Raw genomic sequence first — 22,478 nt, 5'->3', positions numbered from 1 at the left:
ACCACATTCGCTGTTACCGACGATTCCGCGTACGTTTCATACACACCGGTTTGTCTACCACGGAGGACACGGGAGAATGAGAATCGCGCAGCGCCGACTAAGTCTTCGAGTGCTGATCGTCGCTGCCTGCTCGGCCGGTGCACTCCTGTTGGCTGTCTCGGCAGCGGTGGGGCCGAACTCCCCCGCGCGCGCAGACACTACGTCAACGCCCGCACTCAGCACCTCTAGCGAGTTGTCCCGCGGCAGTGCACTGGCCGCTGTCGACGAAGACCCGGCAGCGATCGGCCCGAGCGCTCCGGAAACTTTCGCAGCGACGACCGCTCCTAGCCCCACCCCGACGGTCGCCCCGACTCCCAACTCAACGTCGACATCCACCCCAACGTCGACTCCAACTCCGGTTCCCTCCGAGACCCTCACGCCGACGCCGAGCGCCACCCCCACTCCGGTCGAGACTCCGGCAGACGAGGTCGAAGTCGTGCCGCTGCCGGCGACTCCCCCCAGTGTTGCGACATCCACGGTTTCGCTCACATCATTACTCATCGCTGTTGCCGTCTTGGTCGCGAGCCTGATTGTGCTCTGGCTCGCACTGAGACGGCGCTCACTCACCGCGCACACCGCTGCCCCTGCGGCGCCACTACGCGATAGTGCGACCTCGGCTGGGGTTGTGCTCAATTCCATGGCGGATGTCGGCGAAGCGATGATCGATAGCGGCTACCCGGTCAGCATGGTTCGCTCTGCCGTTCAGGATGTCGCCACGGCAAATGGGTACCCTTCTGCCGAAGTAATTGTGTTCCCTACGGCAATTCTGGTGTCGCTGGATGCCGACGGTTCCGCGCAAACGAGAGCAGTGTCGGCGGGCCGCCGGTCATATCTGCTTTACGCCATTGATGTGATTGACCGCGTCGTCAAGGTGGGACGAGTTCGTGCTGGCTCGAGTGCGTGGGTCACGCGTCAGCTCGCAAAAGTGCGCGCGCTTTCTGCGCCTTTTTCAACCGTTCAACGAGTGTTTGCGTATGCACTCACGTCGGCCGCGATCGCGGTGCTTCTGGGCTCATCATGGCTCGGAGTGCTGTTAGCTGCTGCGCTTGGCCTTGGTGTCGGAACGCTGCTGTTGCTCGGCGAACGTCTGCCTTCCGGATACACCGCACTGGTGATTGTGGGAGCCGCTCTCGGCTCCTCACTGATTGTGTTGCTCGTGACCCGGATATCTGCTGACTCCGGTGTGCTGCCCTCGCTCGTAGCACCGCTGGTGATCTTGTTGCCAGGTGGACTGCTCACCACTGCCGTGATCGAACTCTCGACCGGCCACATCATGTCTGGTTCTGCCCGTGCCGCTGCTGGCGCCATGCGACTGCTGCTGCTCGCGGTCGGCATCGTCTCCGCCGGCGCCCTTGTGGGAATTCCCACCATCAACCTTGATGTGTCGAGCGAACCCCTCGGCCCCATCGCGCCGTGGATCGCGGTCGCGGTATTTGGAATCGGAATATCCGTCTATCAGTGCGCACGGCCGGCATCCATTCCGTGGATCATGCTCGTGCTCTACGTTGCCTATGGCGCCCAAGTGATCGGTGATGTGTTGTTCGGCGGCGTGCTGTCGGCTCTCGTCGGTGCCATCGCGATGACTCCCGTCGCGGTGCTCGTCGCCCGACACCGCAGCGGCCCTCCCGCGATCGTCAGCTTCCTCCCTGCGTTCTGGCTGCTCGTACCGGGAGCACTGGGGCTCGTGGGCGTCACCGAGGTCTTAGGGGGCAACACAGGAGCATTCAGCAGCCTCATCACCACGGTCGGCTCGATGATCGCGATCGCCCTGGGAGTTCTCATCGGGCTCGCCGCCTCAAGTTCCCTGCGCGACCAACGGATTCCCCAACTCTTCGACTTCCTTGAGCCGGCCCCTGCGACTGAGCCGATAGCGGTGCCCACCTCTGGCGCTCAGGAGGAAGCTGGATCCTCCGCCGAAAAGTAGCGGGCGACTCGGAGCATTTCTACTCGGCTGTCAGTCTTTCCAACACGTTCCAGAGGGCACGCTGCCCGGTCGGGTTCGTGAAATGGCCCTGGGTCGCCGCGGTGAGCTGTCCCGTCATTTTCTTCGGCGGTGACGCGAAGAAGGTGCCGGTCACGTCATCCGACATCTCGACCGCACTGAGATACCGAGCAGCGGCCGCCGGAATGCTGTGCGAGACGCCGGGAATGAGTTTCATGAGCGGCAATAGAACCCTGCGCATGATCGCGGGCATCGCCCGTGAGGCTTGCGTATCCGGAGTGTTGCCGGGCGACACCGCGTTCACCGTCATCCCTGAGGGAAGTTGGGTGGCGAGCTCTTTCGCCCACCACACCGCAAAGGTCTTCGCCGTCGCGTACTGACTGTTGTTGCTGTATTTCACGGGCGGCTCCGCGCGAAGAATCGCCTCAATGGCACGCTCCAGATCACCGTCGAAGGATGCCGCAGCCAGTTCAGCCACGTCAACAATAGTGAACGAGGGAACGTCTCCGCGCGCGGCTTCCGACCCGGCGATGATGATGTGAGCGTGGGCGCTCAACAGCCCACCCCGGAGCAGGTGCTGGGTAAACGCGTGGTGCCCTGTCAGCGTCGCCGCCATGATTTGCTCGATACCAGCCGAGGTGCGGCGCAACTGAGTGGTGGAGGCAACCCCCGCGTTGAGAATGAGGGCGTCGATAGCAGTGCCGTCGGCGATGAGGGCGTCAGCAGCCCGGGAAATGGATCCAAAGTCGTCGAGGTCGAGAGTCACCGGCACGAACTGCGCGCCGGGAACTCGTGCGCTGAGCGAAGCCCCAGCCTCTGCGACTTTCGCGGCAGTGCGCGCCGTGATGATGATGCGGCCGTAGCCCGCCTCGGCAAGCTGCGCTGCGGCTTCCCAACCCACCCCGGAACTTGCGCCCGTGACGAGAGCGGTCTTGGTGGCGTGAGAATTCATGGGGAGTCTCTTTCTGCAGGAACACGGCTCAGGAGCTTCGCGGGGTTAACTACCGGCGTCCGGTGCAGCTAAGAATCTCACACCCGCGGGCGGATCACGCATCCAAAGGCACTGCATGAGCCCGTTAAAGCAAGCCCGTTAACGCAAGCCCGTTAACGCAAGAATCCCGGTCTCAATGAGACCGGGATTCTTTACGTGGTTGCGGGGACAGGATTTGAACCTGCGACCTCTGGGTTATGAGCCCAGCGAGCTACCGAACTGCTCCACCCCGCGGCGTATATAAAGCGTAACACAGGGTGAACGGCACAGAAACCGAACTCAGCGGGCTCACAGTGTGCTGCGGCCCGCTGAGTCAGATTTCACTATTCGGTGGCGGCGATTGCCCGCTCAATTGCGTCGACCATGCGCTGGTCAGCTTCCGCAGCAGCGACGAGGTCGTTGTCTGCGTAAGCCGCGTTACGATCCGCCAGTGCCGACTTGTAGTCCGCCAGTGCACTGTCGAGTGCCGAATTGTCACCGGGAGTGACAACCGGTGCATCCGGGTCTACTGGCGCATCCGGGTCAACGGGAACATCCGGCGTTACCGGAACTTCTCCATCTCCGGCTTCGGCGCCAGAGTCTCCACCAAACAGCGTGTCGAGTGCTTCGTCGAGAGTGTCCTCGAAGGCAATCTCGTCACCGAACGACACCAGCACCTTGCGCAGCAGCGGGTACTGGGTTCCGCTGGTCGACTGAACGTAGACCGGCTGAACATAGAGCAGTCCACCACCGACCGGCAGCGTCAGCAAGTTACCCAGCTTGACCTCGGTATCGCCCTGCTGGAGAAGTGCCAGCTGGTTGGCCACGATCGTGTCGGTATTGAAGCTGTTCTGCACCTGTCCGGGACCAGGAATAGTGTCCTGCTTCGGCAGTGTCAACAGCGTGAGCTTTCCGTAATCAGGTCCCGCATCCGAGTTCGCCGTCAAATAACCGGTAAGAACGCTTCGACTGGCGTCCGCTGTTCCCTTAGGAATGAAGGTCGAGTACAGAGTGAACGCGGGGTCTTCTGTTCCCGGAACCTGCATCGTGAGGTAGTACGGGGGCTGAAGCGATCCGGTTCCCGAAACCGGATCCTCCGGGGTAACCCACTGGTCATCACTTGAGTAGAACGAGCCAGCATCAGTAACGTGGTACGACCCAAGAATCTCGCGCTGCACCTTGAACAGGTCAGCGGGGTAGCGCACGTGATCCAGCAGCTCAACGCTCATGTCGCTTTGCGGCAACAGCGTGTTGGGGAAGATCTTGTCCCACGTTTGCAGAACAGGGTCTTCGTCATCCCACGCGTAGAGCGTCACCGAACCGTCGTAAGCATCAACGGTCGCCTTGACCGAGTTGCGGATGTAGTTGATGTCGTCGAGCGCAAACTGCGGCGCCGGCGTGTAGCTGTCAGCAATCGCGCTGGAGAGCTGCTCGACCTGCGAGTACGGGTAGTTAGCGCCCGTGGTGTATCCATCGACGATCCACACAATCCGGTCGTCCACAATGGCCGGGTACACGTCACTGTCGAGGGTGAGGTACGGAGCAACCTTCGCTACACGCTCGAGAGGCTCGCGATCGTAAAGAATTTGCGACTCGTCAGTTACGTCTGAGGAGAGGAAGATCTGCTCGGATTGGAACTTCACTGCGTAGACAAGCTTCTTGAAGATGTTGTCAAGCACAGGCCCGCCGTCGCCCTCAAAAGTCGTCGTGGCGTTCTGCTCGCTGTCTTCTCCACCCGACGGGTAGTCGAGCTCAATGTCATCGGAGCCTTCCGGGGCACCAACGATCGAGTATTCCGGAGAGTCCTCACCGAAGTAAACGCGAGGCTCGTAGTCGCCGAGATCTCCAGAGCTTGGGATGCCCGACTCGAGGAACACTGGCTGGCCATCGGCGGCACGCTGGTTACCGAAAGCGGCAACGACGCCATAGCCGTGGGTGTAGACGACAGCATTGTTGTACCAGGACTGCGCTTCGCCAAGACCGGACTGGTTGAGTTCACGAACGGCAATCACCGTGTCTTGAATCTCACCGTCGATCTCGTAGCGGTCGACATCAAGGTAACTACTGAACTGGTAGTACTGCTTGAACTGTTCGAGCTGGGAAAAGGCCGCCGGGGCGATGGCGGGGTCGAGGATGCGGATGTTCGCGGTCGTCGTGGCGTCGGCGCGCAACGCACCCGACTCAGCATCGGTCGTTGCGCTGTAGGGAATCTCTTCGACATCGGCGACGCCATAGGCATCACGGGTCGCTTCGATACTTCGATCGATGTATTCCGCTTCGTAGGTACGCGCGTTGGGGTCAACCTGGAAGCGCTGAACGATCCACGGGTAGAGGTTTCCGACAACCAGGCCGCTGATGAGCAGCAGTGCGGTGCCGATCATCGGCAAACGCCAGCGACCGATAATTGCCGTCACGATAAAGAGGATGGCAACGATGGCAGCAATGCCGGCCAGAATGGCGCGGCCAGGAATCGTAGCGTTGGCTTCGGTGTAGCTCGCACCGGTCTGCAGGAAGCCCTGGCTGGACTCGTTCAGCGTCGTGTACTGGTCAAGCCAGATGCTCAGAGCCTGCAGAGCGAAGAAGAGCCCCGCAGTGATCGCGAGCTGAATACGTGCGGAACGCGAAATACGAACTTCGCGGCCGTGGACGCTCAGAGCGCCGTAGAGGTAGCTCGTGGCGAGCGCACCGAGGAACGAGATGATCAGTACTGCCGAAGCAAAGCCGACCACAGCCTGGTACATCGGCAGCTCATAGAAGTAGAACGAGATGTCCAAGCCGAACTGCGGGTCGGTCGTGCCGAACGAGCTGCGGTTCAGCCACTGCAGGGCAACGGGCCAGGCACTCGCGGAGGAGACACCGCCAAAGATGCCGAGCAGAACCGGGATGCCAACCATGGCGAGCTTGCGTAGCGGTTCGACTACCTGCTGGTAGCCCTCAAGCTGTGCGTTGAGCTTGGCGTAGATCGGGCGTGCACGGAAAGCGATTAGCAGGCTGACGCCGACCGGAACCGCCATCGCGACGAAGCCGATCATGAACATCACGGCTGTAGCAATCCACTGGGTAGTGAGAACCTCCAAATACCCGGTCTGGCTATACCAGAGCACATCGGCGTAGAGGTTCGAGAACAAGAAGAAGGCGATAACAATGACGGCGAGAATTATCGCCGTAATCGTAAACGCAGACCTCGTCTTGCTCGTCGGGGCTGATTGGGTTTGGCTCGACACAGTACTTTGCTCCTGAAATTGGGGGCTTAGAGCTATCTTAAAGGTCTTTCATGGGCGCGGGGTTGGTGATCGCTCTCAGCGTTACACAAGCTCCACGCAATGTTCTTCACAGGGACGTGCGCTTGGTAGGCGCACGGAAAGGTTCATCGCAGAAATTGAGGGGTGAAGCGGCATCCATTGGGCGCCTAGTTGGCGCTCAACAGGCACTCATTTAGCTGGCTTTGCAGGTGGGAAGTCCGGCGCCGCTCAACCCTCCGCGGATGCTGGCCAGCGCTACGAGCGCATCGTTCAAATCGTCGACGGCATAGACCGTGAGGCCCTTGGGAGTGTTCTCTGCAACCTCATCACAGTTCTCCACGGGAGCGAGGAAGAAGTCAGCACCAGCTGCCTGCGCGCCATACATCTTCTGCTGGATGCCGCCGATCGGCCCGACATCGCCGGTGGCGGTGATCGTTCCCGTGCCCGCAACTTCGGTGCCGCCGTTGATCGCGCCGGGCGTGAGCTTGTCGATGATTCCGAGGGCAAACATCATTCCGGCGCTCGGACCACCAACGTTCTCCAGCTGGATCTTGACGTCGACCGGGAAATTATAGGCACTACCGACCACAACGCCGATGATCGGGATAGCGTCGTCGCCTTCGCTCATTGTGGGAGTGATCTCGACGGTCAATTCTTCGTCTTCGCGCTCGAAGACAACCTCGGCAGGAGTTGTGGTTCCGTTTGCTGCGATTTCGTCGCGCAGTCCAGCTACGTCGGCAAAAGTCTCACCGTTCACGCTCCGGATGATGTCGCCCGCTTCGAGCACGCCTTCTGACGGCCCACCGGCGGAGGTTTCAGCAACGGTCAGCGTGGCATCGAATTCGTAACCCAGATCAGAGAGCGCTGCGGCAATCGCTTCCTGCTGCGACGTCTCCATCTGGATTGCACCCGCCTCGGTGGATTCCTCGACCGTCACGCCAACGGGATAAACAGCTTCGACAGGAACGATTGCTTTACTGCGATCGAAATATGCGGCGCCGACCTCAAACCAGCTGAGCGGTGAATCGGGGTTTCCCAACACGTTAACCGTCAGCATGTCGAGCGCACCCTCGGTGGGGTAGGTCGTCTCGACCGGAATCTGAATGAGCGGCACGAGTGCGCCCTCAATCTCCACGTCACCCAAAGTGTCGTACACCGGGCCAGGTTGCTCGATGATGTACGGCGAAGGGACGAGTGTTGCCAGCAGGGTTCCTACAAGCGCGACGCTCAGAACCAACCATCCGAGCCAGCCACTGCGGGCGCGGCTCGATGAAGGTTCGGGTCGATTATCAGTAAACAGGGCCACCTAAGTCCTTACGGGGTGGGAGCGGTGTTCGCCACAGGCGCACGGTAAGAGTCACTAGCCTAGGTCAAAACTCAGCCGCGCACGGCATCGAGCGGCTAGCGTTAAAGCATGGCTGACGATGCTGAGAACAATTCCGAAGACGAGTTCCGCGACATGATGCGCGACTTTCTCTCGGGCGAGGGCGAAATCGATCCGGCGAAATTGGCTGGTGCAGCAGGGTTGCCCAACGATCCGGCGATGATTCAGCAACTGCTGAGCCAGCTCCAAAACGCGCTTGGCAAGAGCGGCGATGGCATCAACTGGGACATTGCTCTTGAGCAGGCTAAGAACCTCGCGTCGCAAAGCACCGTGGTGTCTTTACCCGCCGAACGCACCAAACTCGAGCAGGCTCTCCATGTGGCTGCGCTCTGGCTCGATGAGGTCACCGATATCTCCGAACTCACCGTGGAACCCAAGCTGCTCAGCCGCAGCGAATGGGTCACCATCACGATGCCCATCTGGACTCAGCTTGCTGAACCAGTGGCCAACTCGATCGCCAATTCCCTTACGGACGTTCTCAAGCAGAACGCGCCGGAGGAAATGGACGAGATGCTCAGCGGCGCAAGCAAAGTCATGCGCAACATCGGCGGCACCCTCTTCGCCATGCAGCTCGGCCAAGTTGTTGGTCAGTTGGCGAGCGAAGTGGTGTCGGGTGGCGACATTGGCATCCCTCTCTTCGATGAACAACAAGCTGTACTCGTTCCACAGAGCGTCTTCGCGTTCGGCAACGGTCTCGACCTGCCCGACAGCGAGATTCACCTCTACTTGGCGGTGCGCGAGCTCGCACACGCCCGACTCTTCCGCCACGCAAAGTGGCTGCGTCTGCAGTTCATGACGTCTGTTACCGCCTATGCCCACGACATCCACATTGATTCGGATGCCATTGCTGAGTTGGCGAGCGACTTTGACCCCAGTAATCCTGAAGAGCTTCGCGACGCGATGACGAACGGTTCGCTCATTCCGCCGAAGAGCGAAGAGCAGCGTGAGGCGCTTGAGCGCCTCGAGACCGTTTTGGCGCTTGTTGAAGGTTGGGTGGATGTGGTTACGGCCGCGGCCACCTCACGACTTCCTGCGCGCGGCGCCATCGCGGAGACGGTGCGACGCCGTCGCGCGTCCGGTGGCCCTGCTGAGTCGGCTTTTGCCACTCTCGTGGGTCTTGAGTTGCGCCCGCGTCGCCTGCGTGAAGCAGCAGCGATGTGGCAGCACGTCACCGACGAGCTCGGTGCCGACCAACGCGACGCGCTCTGGTCGCACCCCGACCTCATGCCGACGGCCGCCGATATCGACGACCCGGCCGCTCTGGTCGCACGATTGCGCGACGGTGGCAGCACTCTCGACGACGTTGATCAGGCCATTAATGACCTCTTGAACGACGAGTCAGGAGACCGCCCTCACGAGGGCGAGGAGTCCTAGCCCGCACTGAGGAAAGTGCTGGGCACGATGAGAGTCGCGCGCGCAACAGGTTTTTGTCGCCGATAGTTCATCTTCAGGCTGTGGAATCTTCACACTGACCAATCGGACAGTTGTGCACAATGGGCACATGATGCTGCGTGTAGACCCCCGACTACCGCTCGTGTGGCGATCCCCTACGAGTGCTCAGTTCGGCATTGACCCACCCGTCGTTGTATTGCCGCGCGTCACCGAGAACCAGGAGAAGATCCTCTCTGCTCTCGTGGCCGGCATTAGTCGTAGTGGCCTCGGAATGCTGGCGAAGTCTCATCCTGCTGAGTGCAACGACCTGCTCGATGCCCTGTCTCGAGTCTTAGTCGCGACTCCCCCACAGCCGCCAAGTGCTCGGGTCGCGGTTCTCGGCTCTGGTGTGCTTGTGGAGTCCATCGCACGCATTCTCGCCGCCAGCGGAGTGAGCGTTGATGTCGCCGAAACTCCCGATGAACTTGCCCATCCCGACCCGGATCTCGCAATCGTTGTCGGCCATTTCGTCATTCCACCCTCGGTACACTCGCACTGGCTTCGCCGTGACGTGCCCCATATGCCCGTCGTCATCACCGATTCTGCTGCCGAAGTTGGCCCGGTCGTTACTCCCGGAATCACCGGATGCCTACTGTGCATTGATCTTCACCGCCGCGATGCTGACCCATCCTGGCCTGCCATCGCGACTCAGCTCATGGGGCGCACCTCGCTCGCACAAACCCCCACGCTCATCGCTGAAGCCGCCGGCGAGGCCAGCCGTATGGCCCTGCATCGTCTGGGTCGCAGCGGGTACACCGTCTTCGATCAGACACCGGCCGACGCTACTGCGTCGGTGCGCATCGACCACGCCACCGGGCGCCGCGATGAAAGCTTGCGATTTCGGCATCCTGAATGCGGCTGCCAACAAGTGACGCAGATTACAAGCTCTGCGTCCGGTCCCGAACGTCGTCAAGGAAACGGCTGGGGGCACGACGCGCACCCCGGCCTGTTTGTGCGCTAGCCGACCACGACATCCCCAGTGACCGGCGGGCACGCGTAATACCCACATACAGCAGACGACGTTCTTCGTCGATCGCTTCGGGCGTGCGGGCGTAGCTGATGGGCAGGAGGCCTTCGTTGAGGCCGATGAGGTGCACACACTCCCATTCCAGGCCCTTGGCCGAGTGCAAGGTCGCGAGGTTCACAGCGGAACGCAACGGTTCGTTGTTGCTGCTTTGGCGGTCGACAAGGTCGGCCACGAATTCGCGCAGGGTCATCTCCGCAGCGGCATCCTCGGCGAGACGCATGATCACGTTGAGCGACTCCCACCGTTCGCGAACGGCGCCGGCAGTCTCGGGTGGTTCTTGCGACCAACCAATGGAGCGAAGGATGTCGCTGACCGACTTGAACAACGGTTCGGTCGCCGTGGTGATGGAGGCACCGCGCAACAGCATGATGGCTTCTTTGACTTCGCGCTGGTCGAAGAAACGCGTCGCGCCGCGGACCAGGAAGGGCACTCCTGCAGCCGTGAGCGCAGCCTCGATGGGTTGGGACTGCGCATTGATGCGGTACAGCACCGCGATTTCCTCAGGACTGACTCCCCCGGCGATTTGGGCGGCAATTGTTGCCGCGATCGCCGTGGCCTCGGCGTTGTCGTCGTCGTAGCCGGTGACCTGCGGGGTCGGAGAGTGATCGGTTGTTGCCGCCTGCAGAGTCAGCGCGCCCTTCTGGTTCGTCATCAACTTATTTGCGGCGTGCACGATCTCCGGAGTGGATCGGTAATTGCGTTCCAAACGAAGCACCGCAGCGTTGTCGTGCTGCGAGGCGAAGCGAAGCAAAAACTCAGGGCTTGCTCCCGCGAACGAGTAAATGGTCTGGCTGACGTCGCCGACCACACAGAGGTCGTCACGATCCCCCACCCATAGCCGCAGCAGTTCGTGCTGCAGCGGTGAAACGTCCTGATACTCATCGACAACGAAGAAACGGTATTGCTCGCGAACCTGCTGCGCGATGCGGGGCTCGGCCTCGATCATGCCGGCGGCTGCCAGGAGCACATCTTCAAAGTCGATCTGGCGCCGGGCATCCTTTATCGACTCGTAGGCGGACTGAAGTTCGACCATCTTGTCGATGGTGAGTGCCGCTGGCACGGTGCGGCCAGCGTTTCCGTATTGCTCGACCGACATCCGCGACGTCTTTCGCCACTCGATTTCGGCAGCGACATCCCGCAATGTTGCGGTATCGAGCTTGAGTTTGATCGAGTCTGCGGCGTGCGCAATCATGCGCGCTTTGCCTTCCAACAAGCGCGGCATGGTGCCGCCGATGGTCTGAGGCCAAAAGGCGTTCAGCTGCGAGAGAGCCGAGGCGTGGAACGTTCGTGCGGCAACACCTTCTGCGCCAAGGCTACGAAGCCGTCCGCGCAATTCACCGGCGGCGCGGTTCGTGAAGGTCAGAGCCATGACTCGACCGGGAGGGTACACACCGGTCGCAACCCCATAGGCGATGCGATGGGTAATGGCGCGAGTCTTTCCTGTGCCGGCACCCGCGAGAAGGCACACCGGTCCGAGGAGAGTTTCAGCGGCCTGACGCTGGCCCTCGTCTAGCGCGTCGAGTAATTCGTTTGCCTCAAGCGTCACGGTTGTTCGTCAATCGGTTGGCCGTACCAGTGCTCGATGATGGCGCGAGCGATCGACGAATGGCCGGGCAGGCGGATTTCATTGAGAGAGTTTGCGAGTTCCTCGCGGCTAAACCAGCGCAGATCGAGGATCTCGGTGCCATCCGGGGTGCCGGGGCCTGTGAAGCCAGGAGCAACGGATGCCATAAAGCCGAGCATGAGCGACGCCGGAAATGGCCAGGGTTGGCTGCCCAAATAGACGGGATCGACTACGGGAACACCCGACTCTTCGAAAATTTCGCGCTGCACGGCAGACTCCAGCGACTCCCCCGGTTCCACGAACCCGGCGAGCAAGGAATAGCGATTCGACTCCCACAGCGCATTCGACCCCAGAAGCAGACGATCATCGTTGTCGGTGACCCCCACAATGATCGCGGGGTCGGTGCGAGGAAACACTTCAAGCTTGGACGCGACATCGCGGCGAACCCACCCGGCTTTCTCCACAACGGTCGGCTCCCCCGTGCGCGGCGAGAACAAGTGTGAGGAGTGCCAGTTCAAAATCGCGAGCGCTTCAGTGAAAAGCCCCGCATCCCGGTCGCTCAACTGCGGTGCAATGCTGCGCAAGTTGCCCCACTCGGCCTCGGCAAAGTGACCGGCATCCTCGAGTTCAACCGTCACGATGGGCGTGCCAACCGGTTCGGGACTCGTTGTCGACATCGAGCGCCCCAAATAGACGCTCGTGTGACCGCGCTCGATCGCATCCGGGTGCAAGAGCGCCAAAGAACCATCGGCAGCCAGCAGGGCCGAGCCATCAAAAATCGGCAGCACACGAGTTGCCGATTCGCGCCACAAGCGGTCGAGAAGACGCGGATCTTCCCGAGCTAAGTGGTCACGATCGATCTCATATCGCGACAATGGCAGTCGCGAAAGAAAAGCCTGTGACATGTATCGACCCCGTCCCAAGTGCGTGGCGTGCGGCAAATGCACGTCAGAGCAACCTACCCTGAGTGTTATGGCCAGATCACATCTCACTCTAGCCGCGCTGGCGACCTCTGCTGTCGAGGGACTCGAAGTTGCCGCAGCCGCCCCGTTCGGCACCGGCAACGGAAACGACTTCGATTCGGCGCTCATCACTGACCGCGCCGGCAAACACTGGATTATTCGGGTGCCACGAAACGCTGCGGCCGAGAACGTACAGTCCGCCGACCTCGTCGCCCTGCGCGCCTTGAGTGCCGGTGTGCGCACCCGTCTCCCCTTCAATGTCACGAGCTACGCGGGGCAAGTTCCTGTCGGCCAAACTCGCGGCATCGTCTACGAATTTGTGTACGGCAGCAAAGTTCCGATGCGCTCCTACACGACCGGTGCTGGGTCACTCGCGGCATCCATTGGTTCCGCCATCGCCGCGATTCACGCCCTTCCCACCAGCTTCGTTGCGGATGCCGGACTCCCCGTGCAGACCGCCGGCGAGTGCCTACGCTCCTGCATTTCGATCATCGATCGTGCCGCCGCCACCAAGCTGGTGCCTGCTGCGCTGCTCGAACGCTGGCGCAAGGCAGCCGAAGACTCCAAGCTGTGGCAGTTCCAGCCCAGCGTCGTCAACGGTTCCCTCGTCTCCGATTCGTTCTTGAGCGTCGACAACGCTGTGACCGGCGTACTCGGGTGGCAAGACATCAAGGTCGGCGACCCGGCCACCGATCTGCAGTGGCTGCTTGGTCCGCGCAATGACGCGATCATCGACACAGCCTTCGGCGCCTACGCGGATGCTCGGGGAGCCGGTGACCGCCAGCTCAAGCAACGCGCCACCTTCTACGCCGAGCTTTCGGTCGCGAAATGGTTGCTGCACGGTACCGAAGTGCGAAGTACCGAAATTGTGGACGACGCCGGTGAGATGCTCACCACGTTGCTCGACGACATCCGTGACGACGTCATGAACCCCATCAGCGCCAACACGATGCCCACAATGGCCGTCGATGAAGTTGAAGCGATGCTGCGCAAAGATAACCGCGCAGGTTAGTTTCCTCTGCTGACCGCGCCTGCTCGCTACTTGCGTTCCCGGCGTCTCTTCGCTGACGAGCGCAGCAAGGACGAGCGCAGCTTTCGCAATCGCATTCCGCGCGGTTCCGGTTGCATTGCTGCGGCATCCACGATGGTGATGGGCTCGGTGATCGCGCGCGACTGATGCTTCGGCACGATGGCCACCCACCGACCGGCTCGGCGCGGTGCCACTTTTACCGTGAGGCGACCGGAGCGCGCGAGCACGATGGCAATACCGATCGCTACTGCGGCGGGCACGCCACCGGCGATAACGAAGGCAAGCTTGGCGCCCCAGAGTTCCGCGATGGTTCCCATGAGCGGACCGCCGACAGCCTGACCGCCGAGAATCACCATGACCCAGAAGGCCATAACGCGGCCGCGGATCACGAGGTTGGATGACAGTTGCACCATCGTTTCAGCGGCCGTCATGAGCAGGAGTCGACTGAGGCCGATACCGATCAGCACCCCCAAGAACATGCCATAAATGGGCACGACGCCGGCGAGCATCATCATGGCACCGTAGAGCACCGCGCCAAAGATGATCGTGCGCAGGCGGAGACTCGCGCGACGAGCAGAGGCAAGGGCTCCAAGCAAGGCACCGATCGCGGCCAATGAGTTGTACAGGCCGTAACCGCTGGCGCCGGTGTCATAGACGGTGTTGGCCATGGCAGCGAGGAGCGTGGGCATCGGCATCCCGAACACGGCAACAACGAAGACCATCACCATCGTCCAGAACAGCGTGGGTTTAGCCCGAATGTAGCGAATCGCTTCGCGAATCTGGCCCTTCGATTCGGGTGCGCGAGGGGCGATCAGTAGTTCGTTCTTGCGCATGGACGCCAAGATGATCACGCCGATTACAACCGCAACAGCGTTGATACCGATTGCCCAGCCCGAGCCGGCGGCGACGATCAGCGCGCCGCTCAGGGCAGGCCCGAGAAACGCGCCCGAGTGGAAAATCGACGCGTTGAGGCTGATGGCATTGCGCAAATGGCGCGGTCCGACGAGTTCGTTGACGAACACCGCACGAGCGGGGTTGTCGAAGACTTGGATGATGCCCATCAGCAGCACGAGCAGATACACGAGCCAGAGCTGGGCCACTCCCATGATCGTGACGATGGCCAGCGCAAGACTGAGCGTACCGATGATGGACTGCGCGACCATCAGAGTCGCCCGCTTGTCGAAGCGGTCGGCAATAACCCCCGCATAGGCGCCGAGGATGATGGTCGGCGTGAACTGGATGGCGATCGTCAGGCCAACGAGCGCGACGTTGCCGGTGAGTTCCAGAACGAGCCAGTCGACGGCGATGCGCTGCACCCACGCCGCTGTGTACGCAATGAACTGCGCGATGACATAGAGACGGTAGTTGTGCAGCCGAAGAGAACTGAAGGTATCGCGCCAGAGCGGCCGCTGCATGACCGCCGAGATAGGCACTGTCGCCGGCGACGTCTCAGATGGCATACTCACACGCTCAAGCGTATTGTCTCGTCACTCATTTCACGGCATAATCAACGCTATAAATTCGATTACGTTTCGTAATGAGGCATTGTGTTTGATCCTGTCGTCCTGAAATCTTTCGTCGCTGTCGCAGACACCCGCAGTTTCACGGAGGCCGCCCGCACCCTTGAGCTCAGCCAGCCGACGATTAGCCAACACATCCGCAAGCTCGAAGCTGCGGCAGGCCGCATACTCGTGCTGCGCGACACTCGCACCGTCTCGCTCACCGACAACGGCGAAGCGATGCTCGGGTTTGCGCGAGCAATTCTTGCGGCAGAAGACCAAGCAGTGAAGTACTTCACCGGCTCTGCGATGCGCGGGCGGCTTCGGTTCGGATCAGCAGATGACCTTGCCCTTACCCAGTTGCCGCGCATCCTGCGTGACTTTCGGCAGCTCTACCCGCACATCAATCTCGAACTCACCGTGAGCCAGAGCGGCAATCTCGTGCGCCGCCTTCAGGCTGGCCAACTCGATCTGGTTTTCGTCAAACAAGACGCCGGTGCCGAAGGTGGGCGCTTGGTGCGCCGAGACCGGATGGTGTGGCTGGGCCATAAAAGCATGACCGTTGAATCGGGGGCGCCGGTTCCGCTCATCGCCTACCAAGCCCCGAGTTTGGGCCGCGCGTACGCGATGCGTGCGCTTGAGGCTGTCGGACGAACCTGGCGCATCACGTGCAACGTGAAGGAAGTGAATGGAGCTCTTGCCGCGGTGCGCGCAGGGATCGGTATCGCGGTGTTTCCGCAGTCGCTCATCCCGCCCGATTTGGCCCAAGTGCCCGCATCCTTCGACTTGCCCGAGCTAGGCGATGTCGACTTCGTGTTGCTCGACAATCCGATGGCGGCGCGCGAACCAATCGAGGCGCTCAGCACAGCCATTCTTAGCCGGCCGGTGCAGCGGCGGGCTTAGCCAGCGGTTGGCTTAGCCACCGGAAGACTGCGCCGCCGGGTGGCTCAGCCGGCGGCTGGCCTAGCCACCGAAGCTCGCGGCGGCACCGACAGACTTGGCCCAGGCTTCACGCAGTTCGGCCTCGTCGAAGATGTGTTCAGGGCGAATCACGGTGTCGTCAGCGACGAAGTAGAACGCCGCATCGATGTTCTCGGGCGGCACGCCCTTCCACTGCGCATAGGCGAGCCGGTACAGGGCGAGCTGCAGTTGCTTCGCTTCGAGGTCGGCCGCATCGCGTGGGGCTCGCCCCGTTTTCCAGTCGACAATCTCGAAGCGATCGCCATCGGTATATACGGCGTCGATCTTGCAGATAACGACGCGGTCGCCGAAGGGGACGTGGATCTCGATCTCCACGTCGACGGGTTTGCGCGTGGCCCACGCCGAACGCTCGAAGGTCGCTTGCAGCTCGGCGAGCTTTTCGACATCCGCCGCATTCTCACCATCGAAGCCATCAAAGTCGGTGCCGTCGATCTCGAGAGCGAAAGCGTCAAGTGTTTCGGTGGATGACGTAGAGCCGAAACGTGATTCGACCCATTCGTGAAACTGGGTGCCGAGGCGCGTCGCTCGGTAGGGCTTCTCGGGCATCGGTCGACGGAGCGAGAGCGCGACGGCTTCGGGGTCGGCGATGTAGTCCTTGAAACGGGAGGCGGGGATGCGCTGCGGCAGTGGAGTGCGGCGGGCTTCGCTCGCGGCACGACTGCGCTCGGCGAGCAGCAGGTCGATTTCGTGTGACCAGAGACCATCGGCCCCCGGATCAGCGGTGGCAACGAGGTGGGCCGCTGTTTCAACGCTCGTGCGGCGGTTGCCGAGGGGGTCGAACGGCCAGAGCGGGTCGACGACGTCGTTGAGAGTGGGGTTCTCGTCGTTGACCGGGTCAGCGGGAAGCTCTTCGATGAGCCCGCGCTCTTCAAGTTCTTGCAAGAAAATACTGGGCGCTTGGGGCTTGCTGCGGCTCGACCAGAATGAGCCGGTCAGCAAAAGATTGTCGCGAGCACGAGTGATCGCCACGTAGCCAAGGCGTCGTTCTTCGGCCTGGTGCCGCTCAGCGAGGGCTGTTTTGAATTCTTTGAGGGAACCATCGAACTCGGATTGATAGTGCGCGTTCTCCCATTCGAGTTCGGGGAGCTCTCCAGCATCACCGCGGAACGCGAAGGGCAGCTTGCCAAAACTAACCCACCCTTTGCCCTCGCGTGAGGTCGCCGGCACTTCGCCGTTTACGAGGCGGGGCACCGCTACCAGATCCCATTCCAGGCCCTTGGACGCGTGAATCGTGAGCAATTGCACTGTGCCGGCTTCGGCATCGTCGCTGCGCGGGCCCATCATGTCTTGCTGCGTGGCTCGACGCAGCCACGACAAGAAACTACCGAGGTTCGCTTGGTCATCGCTGGCCAAGAAGCCCGCAAGCTCATCGTGGAAGGCATACAGGTTCGCCATCCCGTGGGCTTGCGGACGGCTCGCCACCACTTCGATGTCGAGGAGCAGTTCTTGCTCAAGCAAGCGCACGAGGTCGCCAAGCTCAAGCCCGGCTCGGGAGCGGAAGAACGCCAACTGCTTGGCGGCATCCTTGAGCCGAGACAGGCCTTCTTCGCTGAAACCCTTGAGCTGCGAATGACTTGCGGGAGCCTCGCCCACGAAGTCGAGAGCATCCACAATGGATGCCGAATCATCGACGGCGACGGAGTCCCGCATCCGCTGGCGCACTTCGGCGCTCAGCTCCTGCTGCGTGACTGAGCGGCTCAGCAACCAGCGCGAGAGTGATGCGAGCTCTTGAAGATCGCGCGGGCCGATGGACCAGCGCGCGCCCGACAGCAGCCGAATGAGTTCAGAGCCGGCGGTGGGGTCGTGGATCACGGTGAGCGCGCTCACGAGGTCAACGATTTCGGGGGTCGAGAGCAGTCCGCCGATGCCGAGCACGTGGTACGGAACGTCTTCTGCGCCGAGGGCGGTGGCGAAACGCTCCATGTCGCTGCGACGGCGGAACAGGATGGCGGCGGTCGGCGGGGTGGGAGCCTCAGCGTTAGGATCGGGGTTGTAGCGGTTCCACGCCTGCGGCGCCAGGGCACGGGCAAACCACTTCGCGACGCCGTGAGCTTCTTCATCAATGTGTTCGAAATAAAACGTATCGACCGATCCAGCGGGGGCGTCGGGCCGAGCACCGAGCGATTCGACGCGCACGGGTGAGCGTGCGCTGAGCGGTTCGACGATCACGTTGGCGGCGTCGAGCACAGTCGTGGCATTGCGCCAACTCGTAGACAGCGCGAAATATTGCGCATCAGCCTTGTCGGTGAAGTCGCGGCTGAAGCGAGCGAGGTTAGCTGCGCTGGCTCCACGCCAGCCATAAATTGACTGGTGTGGGTCGCCGACCGCCATGACCGAATGGTTACCAAAGAGGCGTGCAAGCAGCCGGGTTTGAACGACACTGGTGTCTTGGTATTCGTCAAGCAGAACGACCCGGTAGCGGTCTTGATAGTGCGCGACAACATCGCTCGAGCGCTCGGCTACTTCGAGGGCGAGGGCAACTTGGTCGCTGAACTCGAGGAGCCCCTGCGCCCGCTTCTGCTGGGCATACTGAACGGCCAGAGTGAGCAACGGCGCGAGCGAACCGACCTCTTTCACCGCATCGATAACCGAGGCGTAGGGGGTTTTCTTGCGGGCGGTCTCAGCGTAGGGAAGCTCGGAAATCTGAGTGAAGCGTTGCGCGTAGGCAGCAACATCTTCGGCGCTAGCCACGTTGTCACTGAGCGCATGGCTGAGGTCGAGAACGGCTTCTGTGAGCGCACTGATCGACTTTTCGAGGCCGATGAGCCGTTCATCCGTGCTCGACACCACAAGCTTGCGGGCCAGTTGCCACGATGATGGATCGTTGAGGAGAGTCGATTCGGGTTCGCGACCGATGAGGAGCGCGTTCTCGGTGAAGAGTGCGCTGGCAAAGGAGTTGTAGGTCGAGATGGTGGGTTGATCGAACTCGATTGATGCCGTTTCGGGGGTCGCCACAAAGCGTTCGGGGTGGGCACTTTGCACGTCGCGCAGGATCGCAATTCGTTCGCTCACGCGCTTGCTGAGCGAACCCGCGGCTTTTCGTGTGAAGGTGAGCCCGAGAATTTGGTCGGGGCTCACCAAGTTGTTGGCGACGAGCCACACGACGCGGCTGGCCATCGTGTCGGTCTTGCCGCTGCCCGCGCCGGCGACGACGAGGGCGGGGCTCAAGGGTGCCTCAATCACGACACGTTGCTGTTCGGTGGGAGCGTGGATGCCCATGAGACCGGCGAGGTCGACAGAAGAGATCATCGGGCACTCACCGCCGGCACAACGTGGATGCGGCAGTTGCCGAAGCTCCACGGATCGGTGCAGTGGCTGCTGACCCTGGCTACGAATACGCTGCCGGCCATTCCGCGGGCATCCTCAATTACGCGCTGTCGGAACAGTTCGAGCTCCTCGTCGTTCATCGGTTGTTGCTTGGGGGCGTCATAGTCGCGGGTCTTGGCCGACGGCGAGAGCACCACGAGCTTCGCTCCCCCATTGACGAGGCCTTCGGGCACACCCTCAATGGCACCAGAAGCGAAGGCGAGTTGGTAGGCGGCGAGCTGCGGATGATCGGCAACAGCCTTGTCGCTGGATGGCTCGTTCTTGCCGGTCTTGAGGTCGACGATCACGGCGGTGGTGCCGCCATACATTTCGACGCGGTCAATTTTTCCGCTCAGTCTGGCCTGTTCGAGAGGAAGCACGAAGCCCATCTCGTTGCTGATGAGTTCTCCCCCGTCAGCGGCGAAGTCGCGCAAGTAGGCGGCTAAGTGTTGAGTCAGTGTGCGGGCGCGCAGCTTCTCAGCCTCCGATTGCCACGAGGCCTCGAAGGTCATCTCGCCCCAGCGTTCCTCCACCGCCTTGTAGAGCGCATCGGCGCTGAAATCAGTGGCCGTTTCAGCAACACCGTGGATGAGCGAACCAAGGTTGGAAGCCACATTGGTCGTGGAGCCACCCAGCTGGTCGATCGCCCAGTGCAGGGGGCAGGTCTCGAACGATTCCATGCGCGAGGGAGACACCCGCACTTCGGCATCCGGTTCGGTGAGGTCGACAAGCGGCGCGGTGGTGCTTGGCGTGCGAAGCCCGTACCAGGAGCGCGGATCGGCACCGGGAACGCTCTCGCCGGCGAGTCGTGCCAGCGACGCGGCAGCGGCCTCCGGCTGAGCGCCCGTGGTCAGCTCGCGGCGCAGCACGCCCACGAGACCGCGCAGGCTGAGCGGCGGGCGCGAACGCACGGGCTCATCCGGCTCAGGAATGAGCGTCAAGAATGGGGACGGCATGTTGTCATCACCGGCCACGGCAGTCACGATTACTTCGCTCGTTGCCCGCGACACGGCCTGGGCGAACATCCGCAATTCGTCGTGGAGCACTTCGCGGCGACGGTCGGCAACCGCGAGCTTCTCCCCCGCCAGCACACGGGGCAGGTCGTGGGCACCGAGCAGCGAACCGCGCACGCGGAGGTTCGGCCACACGTTCTCTTGCATACCGGCAACCACCACGACATCGAACTCTTGGCCGATGACGGATGCGGGCGTTCCGACCGTGACCGAGTCAACAATCGAGCGCGCGGCGAGGGTGTCTTCCGCGACGTCGGCCGAGAGCCATTCGTTGAGAAAAACGTTGGCGGGGGCATCCGGTCGACGTTCCACAAAACGCTTGGCCGAGGAGAACAGGGCAACCACGGCATCGAGGTGACGGTTGGCTTCCTCGGCGACAACGCCGGCTCCGAGAGCTTGCTCGAACCAGCGATCGGCAAGCCCGCTGCGCTGCCACGCGCCCCACAGCAGTTCTTCGATGGTGTCGCCTGCGGCCCCCGCAGCAGCGGTTTCGTGAAGGTTCTTGGCGACCGCTGCGGCCTGCCGGGCGACGCGATTATCGATCGTGACGAACCCTGCCGGGGCGGCCAGCGCTTGCGCAATGAGTTCGTCGGCCGAGTCGTAAATTTCGGCACCGAGCGCTTCGTGACGCAGCGCAGCCTTGAGCCGCCGCAGCGAGACGGTGTCGAAACCGCCAACGGAACTACACAGCAGTTCGACGGCTGCTGCGGCATCCAGCGGGCGACGTTTCAATGCCAGCTCAAGCAAGACGATCAAGCCGTTGACACTGAACTCGTCGCGCACGGCACTGCGCGCACTCGACACGCTGGTCACCACTTCGAGGGTGCGCAACTGCCGGGCCAGCGATGGAATCAGCGAACCGGTGCGCACAATGACGGCCATGCGCGACCACGGCACCGACTCGAGCACATGCTTCTCGCGTAAATGGCGCGCAATGAACGCAACCTCTTCGGCCGGTGTCGACAGCTGAAAACTGTGGATGCTCGACGGCGCTGTGGCGACCGCCGGCGACTTGCGCTGTTCGATGAGCCCTGCAACACCGATGCGCTGGGTGAGGTTGGTCACCGTCTGACGCAGCTCGGCACTGTGCCGATGCACCGACGACAAAAACAACGATTCGCAGTTCTCCAGCCCGAGCCGCGTCGCCCACTGCGACAGCACGGCAGGCTGAGCGCCCCGGAACGACCCCGTGGTGAGGTCAGGATCGCCAAAACCGATGATCGTAATGCCGCGACTGGCGAGTGCCCGCACGAGAGAAATCGTGGCCTCGGTGAGCTCGTGGGCGTCGTCGACCACGACCAACCGCAGCCGATCGATCGCCGCATAGTGCCCACCCGCAATCAGCCCAGCGGCCTCAGCCAGCAGCTCACTCGCATCAAAATGCCGATCGCGATAGCTGGCCTTCACTTGGTCATACACCGCAATGAAGGCGGATGCCGCCACCCATTCCGGCCGATCGGTGCGTTCGCCGAGCGCCGCCAAGTCAGCGGGAGTGACCCCAAACTCGACACAGCGCATCATGAGATCTCGCAACTCCGTGCGGAACCCGCGCAGGCGGCGAACCTCCGGATCGAGGTGGGCCGGCCACGGCGCGCCCGTGCCGTCAGCGATTTCGCCCGCCAGTAGGTCAGAAATGATTTGGTCTTGCTCAGCGCCTGTGAGCAGTGTTGGCGGGCCTTCTCCGGCAACAGCAGCGGCCTCGCGGATCACTTCGAACGCAAGAGAGTTCGCGGTTCGCGCCATCGGCCCCAGCGTGGGCGCATCAATGCGTGCTGCCAAACGATCACGCAGCGCCGTCGCACTCTGACGGGTTGCCGAGAGCACCACAATCTGCTCGGGCGACCAGCCGCGGGCGTGCACACGCTCAGCCACGAGTTCCACGAGAGTTGCGGTTTTGCCCGAGCCTGGCGCTCCAACAACAACCGCGCTCATGCCGTCGGCGAGGTCGACAACAGCGCACTGAGAATCGTCGAGCGTATGCGGTGCGTTAGCCGCGGCATCCGCACGCTCAGAGGGCAAGGTGACCATGCGTCAACGCTATCGGGATGCGCTGACAGTGAACGTGATATTCATCGCGCCCCGTTGTGT

General features: G+C 61.9%; 13 protein-coding genes and 1 tRNA gene. 5 read left to right on the top strand and 9 right to left on the bottom strand.

Annotated elements, in window-relative coordinates:
- Nucleotides 1–76 precede the first annotated feature (76 nt).
- Nucleotides 77–1,963, top strand: a complete 1,887-nt coding sequence (locus I6E60_RS12575) for a threonine/serine exporter ThrE family protein (RefSeq protein WP_197180647.1) — start codon at nt 77–79, stop codon at nt 1,961–1,963.
- A gap of 19 nt (nt 1,964–1,982) precedes the next feature.
- On the opposite strand, the gene I6E60_RS12570 is transcribed toward I6E60_RS12575, so the two are convergent.
- The 4 genes from I6E60_RS12570 to I6E60_RS12555 form a co-directional block, all read right to left on the bottom strand.
- Nucleotides 1,983–2,933 (bottom strand): SDR family NAD(P)-dependent oxidoreductase, encoded by a 951-nt coding sequence (locus tag I6E60_RS12570; protein ID WP_197180645.1) that lies wholly within the window; start codon nt 2,931–2,933, stop codon nt 1,983–1,985.
- Between the two features lie 196 nt (nt 2,934–3,129).
- Nucleotides 3,130–3,206 (bottom strand) — tRNA-Met (locus I6E60_RS12565).
- A gap of 89 nt (nt 3,207–3,295) precedes the next feature.
- Nucleotides 3,296–6,175, bottom strand: a complete 2,880-nt coding sequence (locus tag I6E60_RS12560; RefSeq protein ID WP_197180644.1) for a UPF0182 family protein — start codon at nt 6,173–6,175, stop codon at nt 3,296–3,298.
- A 211-nt stretch (nt 6,176–6,386) separates the two neighbouring features.
- Entirely contained in the window at nt 6,387–7,499 is a 1,113-nt protein-coding gene (locus tag I6E60_RS12555; protein ID WP_197180642.1) for a S16 family serine protease, read from the bottom strand.
- Nucleotides 7,500–7,607: 108 nt separating this feature from the next.
- Here I6E60_RS12555 and I6E60_RS12550 point away from each other — a divergent pair, with 108 nt between their 5' ends.
- Together I6E60_RS12550 and I6E60_RS12545 are read left to right on the top strand one after the other, a co-directional pair.
- Nucleotides 7,608–8,951: a zinc-dependent metalloprotease gene (locus I6E60_RS12550; protein ID WP_197125484.1), complete on the top strand. Its 1,344-nt coding sequence runs from the start codon at nt 7,608–7,610 to the stop codon at nt 8,949–8,951.
- Nucleotides 8,952–9,078: 127 nt separating this feature from the next.
- Nucleotides 9,079–9,969 carry a hypothetical protein gene (locus I6E60_RS12545; RefSeq protein ID WP_197180641.1) on the top strand — a complete coding sequence of 297 codons (891 nt, stop codon included), beginning with the start codon at nt 9,079–9,081 and terminating at the stop codon, nt 9,967–9,969.
- Here I6E60_RS12545 and I6E60_RS14690 read toward each other — a convergent pair.
- Complete coding sequence (locus I6E60_RS14690) at nt 9,887–11,581, bottom strand: ATP-dependent helicase (RefSeq protein WP_197180639.1); 1,695 nt, start codon at nt 11,579–11,581, stop codon at nt 9,887–9,889. The genes I6E60_RS12545 and I6E60_RS14690 overlap by 83 nt on opposite strands.
- Nucleotides 11,578–12,504, bottom strand: coding sequence for an NAD(+) diphosphatase (nudC, locus tag I6E60_RS12535; protein WP_197125490.1), 927 nt, complete (start codon nt 12,502–12,504; stop codon nt 11,578–11,580). Before nudC ends, I6E60_RS14690 begins: the two co-directional genes overlap by 4 nt.
- A 67-nt stretch (nt 12,505–12,571) precedes the next feature.
- Here nudC and I6E60_RS12530 point away from each other — a divergent pair, with 67 nt between their 5' ends.
- A complete protein-coding gene (locus I6E60_RS12530; protein WP_197125492.1) occupies nt 12,572–13,573 on the top strand; it encodes a phosphotransferase in 1,002 nt (333 codons plus the stop codon).
- Nucleotides 13,574–13,599: 26 nt separating this feature from the next.
- On the opposite strand, the gene I6E60_RS12525 is transcribed toward I6E60_RS12530, so the two are convergent.
- The gene (locus I6E60_RS12525) at nt 13,600–15,051 is read right to left on the bottom strand and encodes an MFS transporter (RefSeq protein ID WP_197157868.1); all 1,452 of its coding nucleotides are present in this window, start codon (nt 15,049–15,051) and stop codon (nt 13,600–13,602) included.
- Between the two features lie 87 nt (nt 15,052–15,138).
- On the opposite strand from I6E60_RS12525, the gene I6E60_RS12520 reads away from it, so the two are divergent.
- Complete coding sequence (locus I6E60_RS12520; protein WP_197125496.1) at nt 15,139–15,993, top strand: LysR family transcriptional regulator; 855 nt, start codon at nt 15,139–15,141, stop codon at nt 15,991–15,993.
- A 60-nt stretch (nt 15,994–16,053) separates the two neighbouring features.
- On the opposite strand, the gene I6E60_RS12515 is transcribed toward I6E60_RS12520, so the two are convergent.
- Together I6E60_RS12515 and I6E60_RS12510 are read right to left on the bottom strand one after the other, a co-directional pair.
- Entirely contained in the window at nt 16,054–19,320 is a 3,267-nt protein-coding gene (locus I6E60_RS12515; protein WP_197180638.1) for an ATP-dependent DNA helicase, read from the bottom strand.
- Complete coding sequence (locus I6E60_RS12510; RefSeq protein ID WP_197180636.1) at nt 19,317–22,418, bottom strand: ATP-dependent DNA helicase; 3,102 nt, start codon at nt 22,416–22,418, stop codon at nt 19,317–19,319. The genes I6E60_RS12515 and I6E60_RS12510 overlap by 4 nt, the downstream gene beginning before the upstream one ends.
- Nucleotides 22,419–22,478 lie beyond the last annotated feature (60 nt).

It is taken from the genome of Salinibacterium sp. SWN167 (assembly GCF_015864665.1).
Classification (GTDB): Bacteria; Actinomycetota; Actinomycetes; order Actinomycetales; family Microbacteriaceae; genus Rhodoglobus.
Note: the sequence above shows the minus strand (reverse complement) of the source record. Positions and strands in the feature narration are given on the sequence as shown.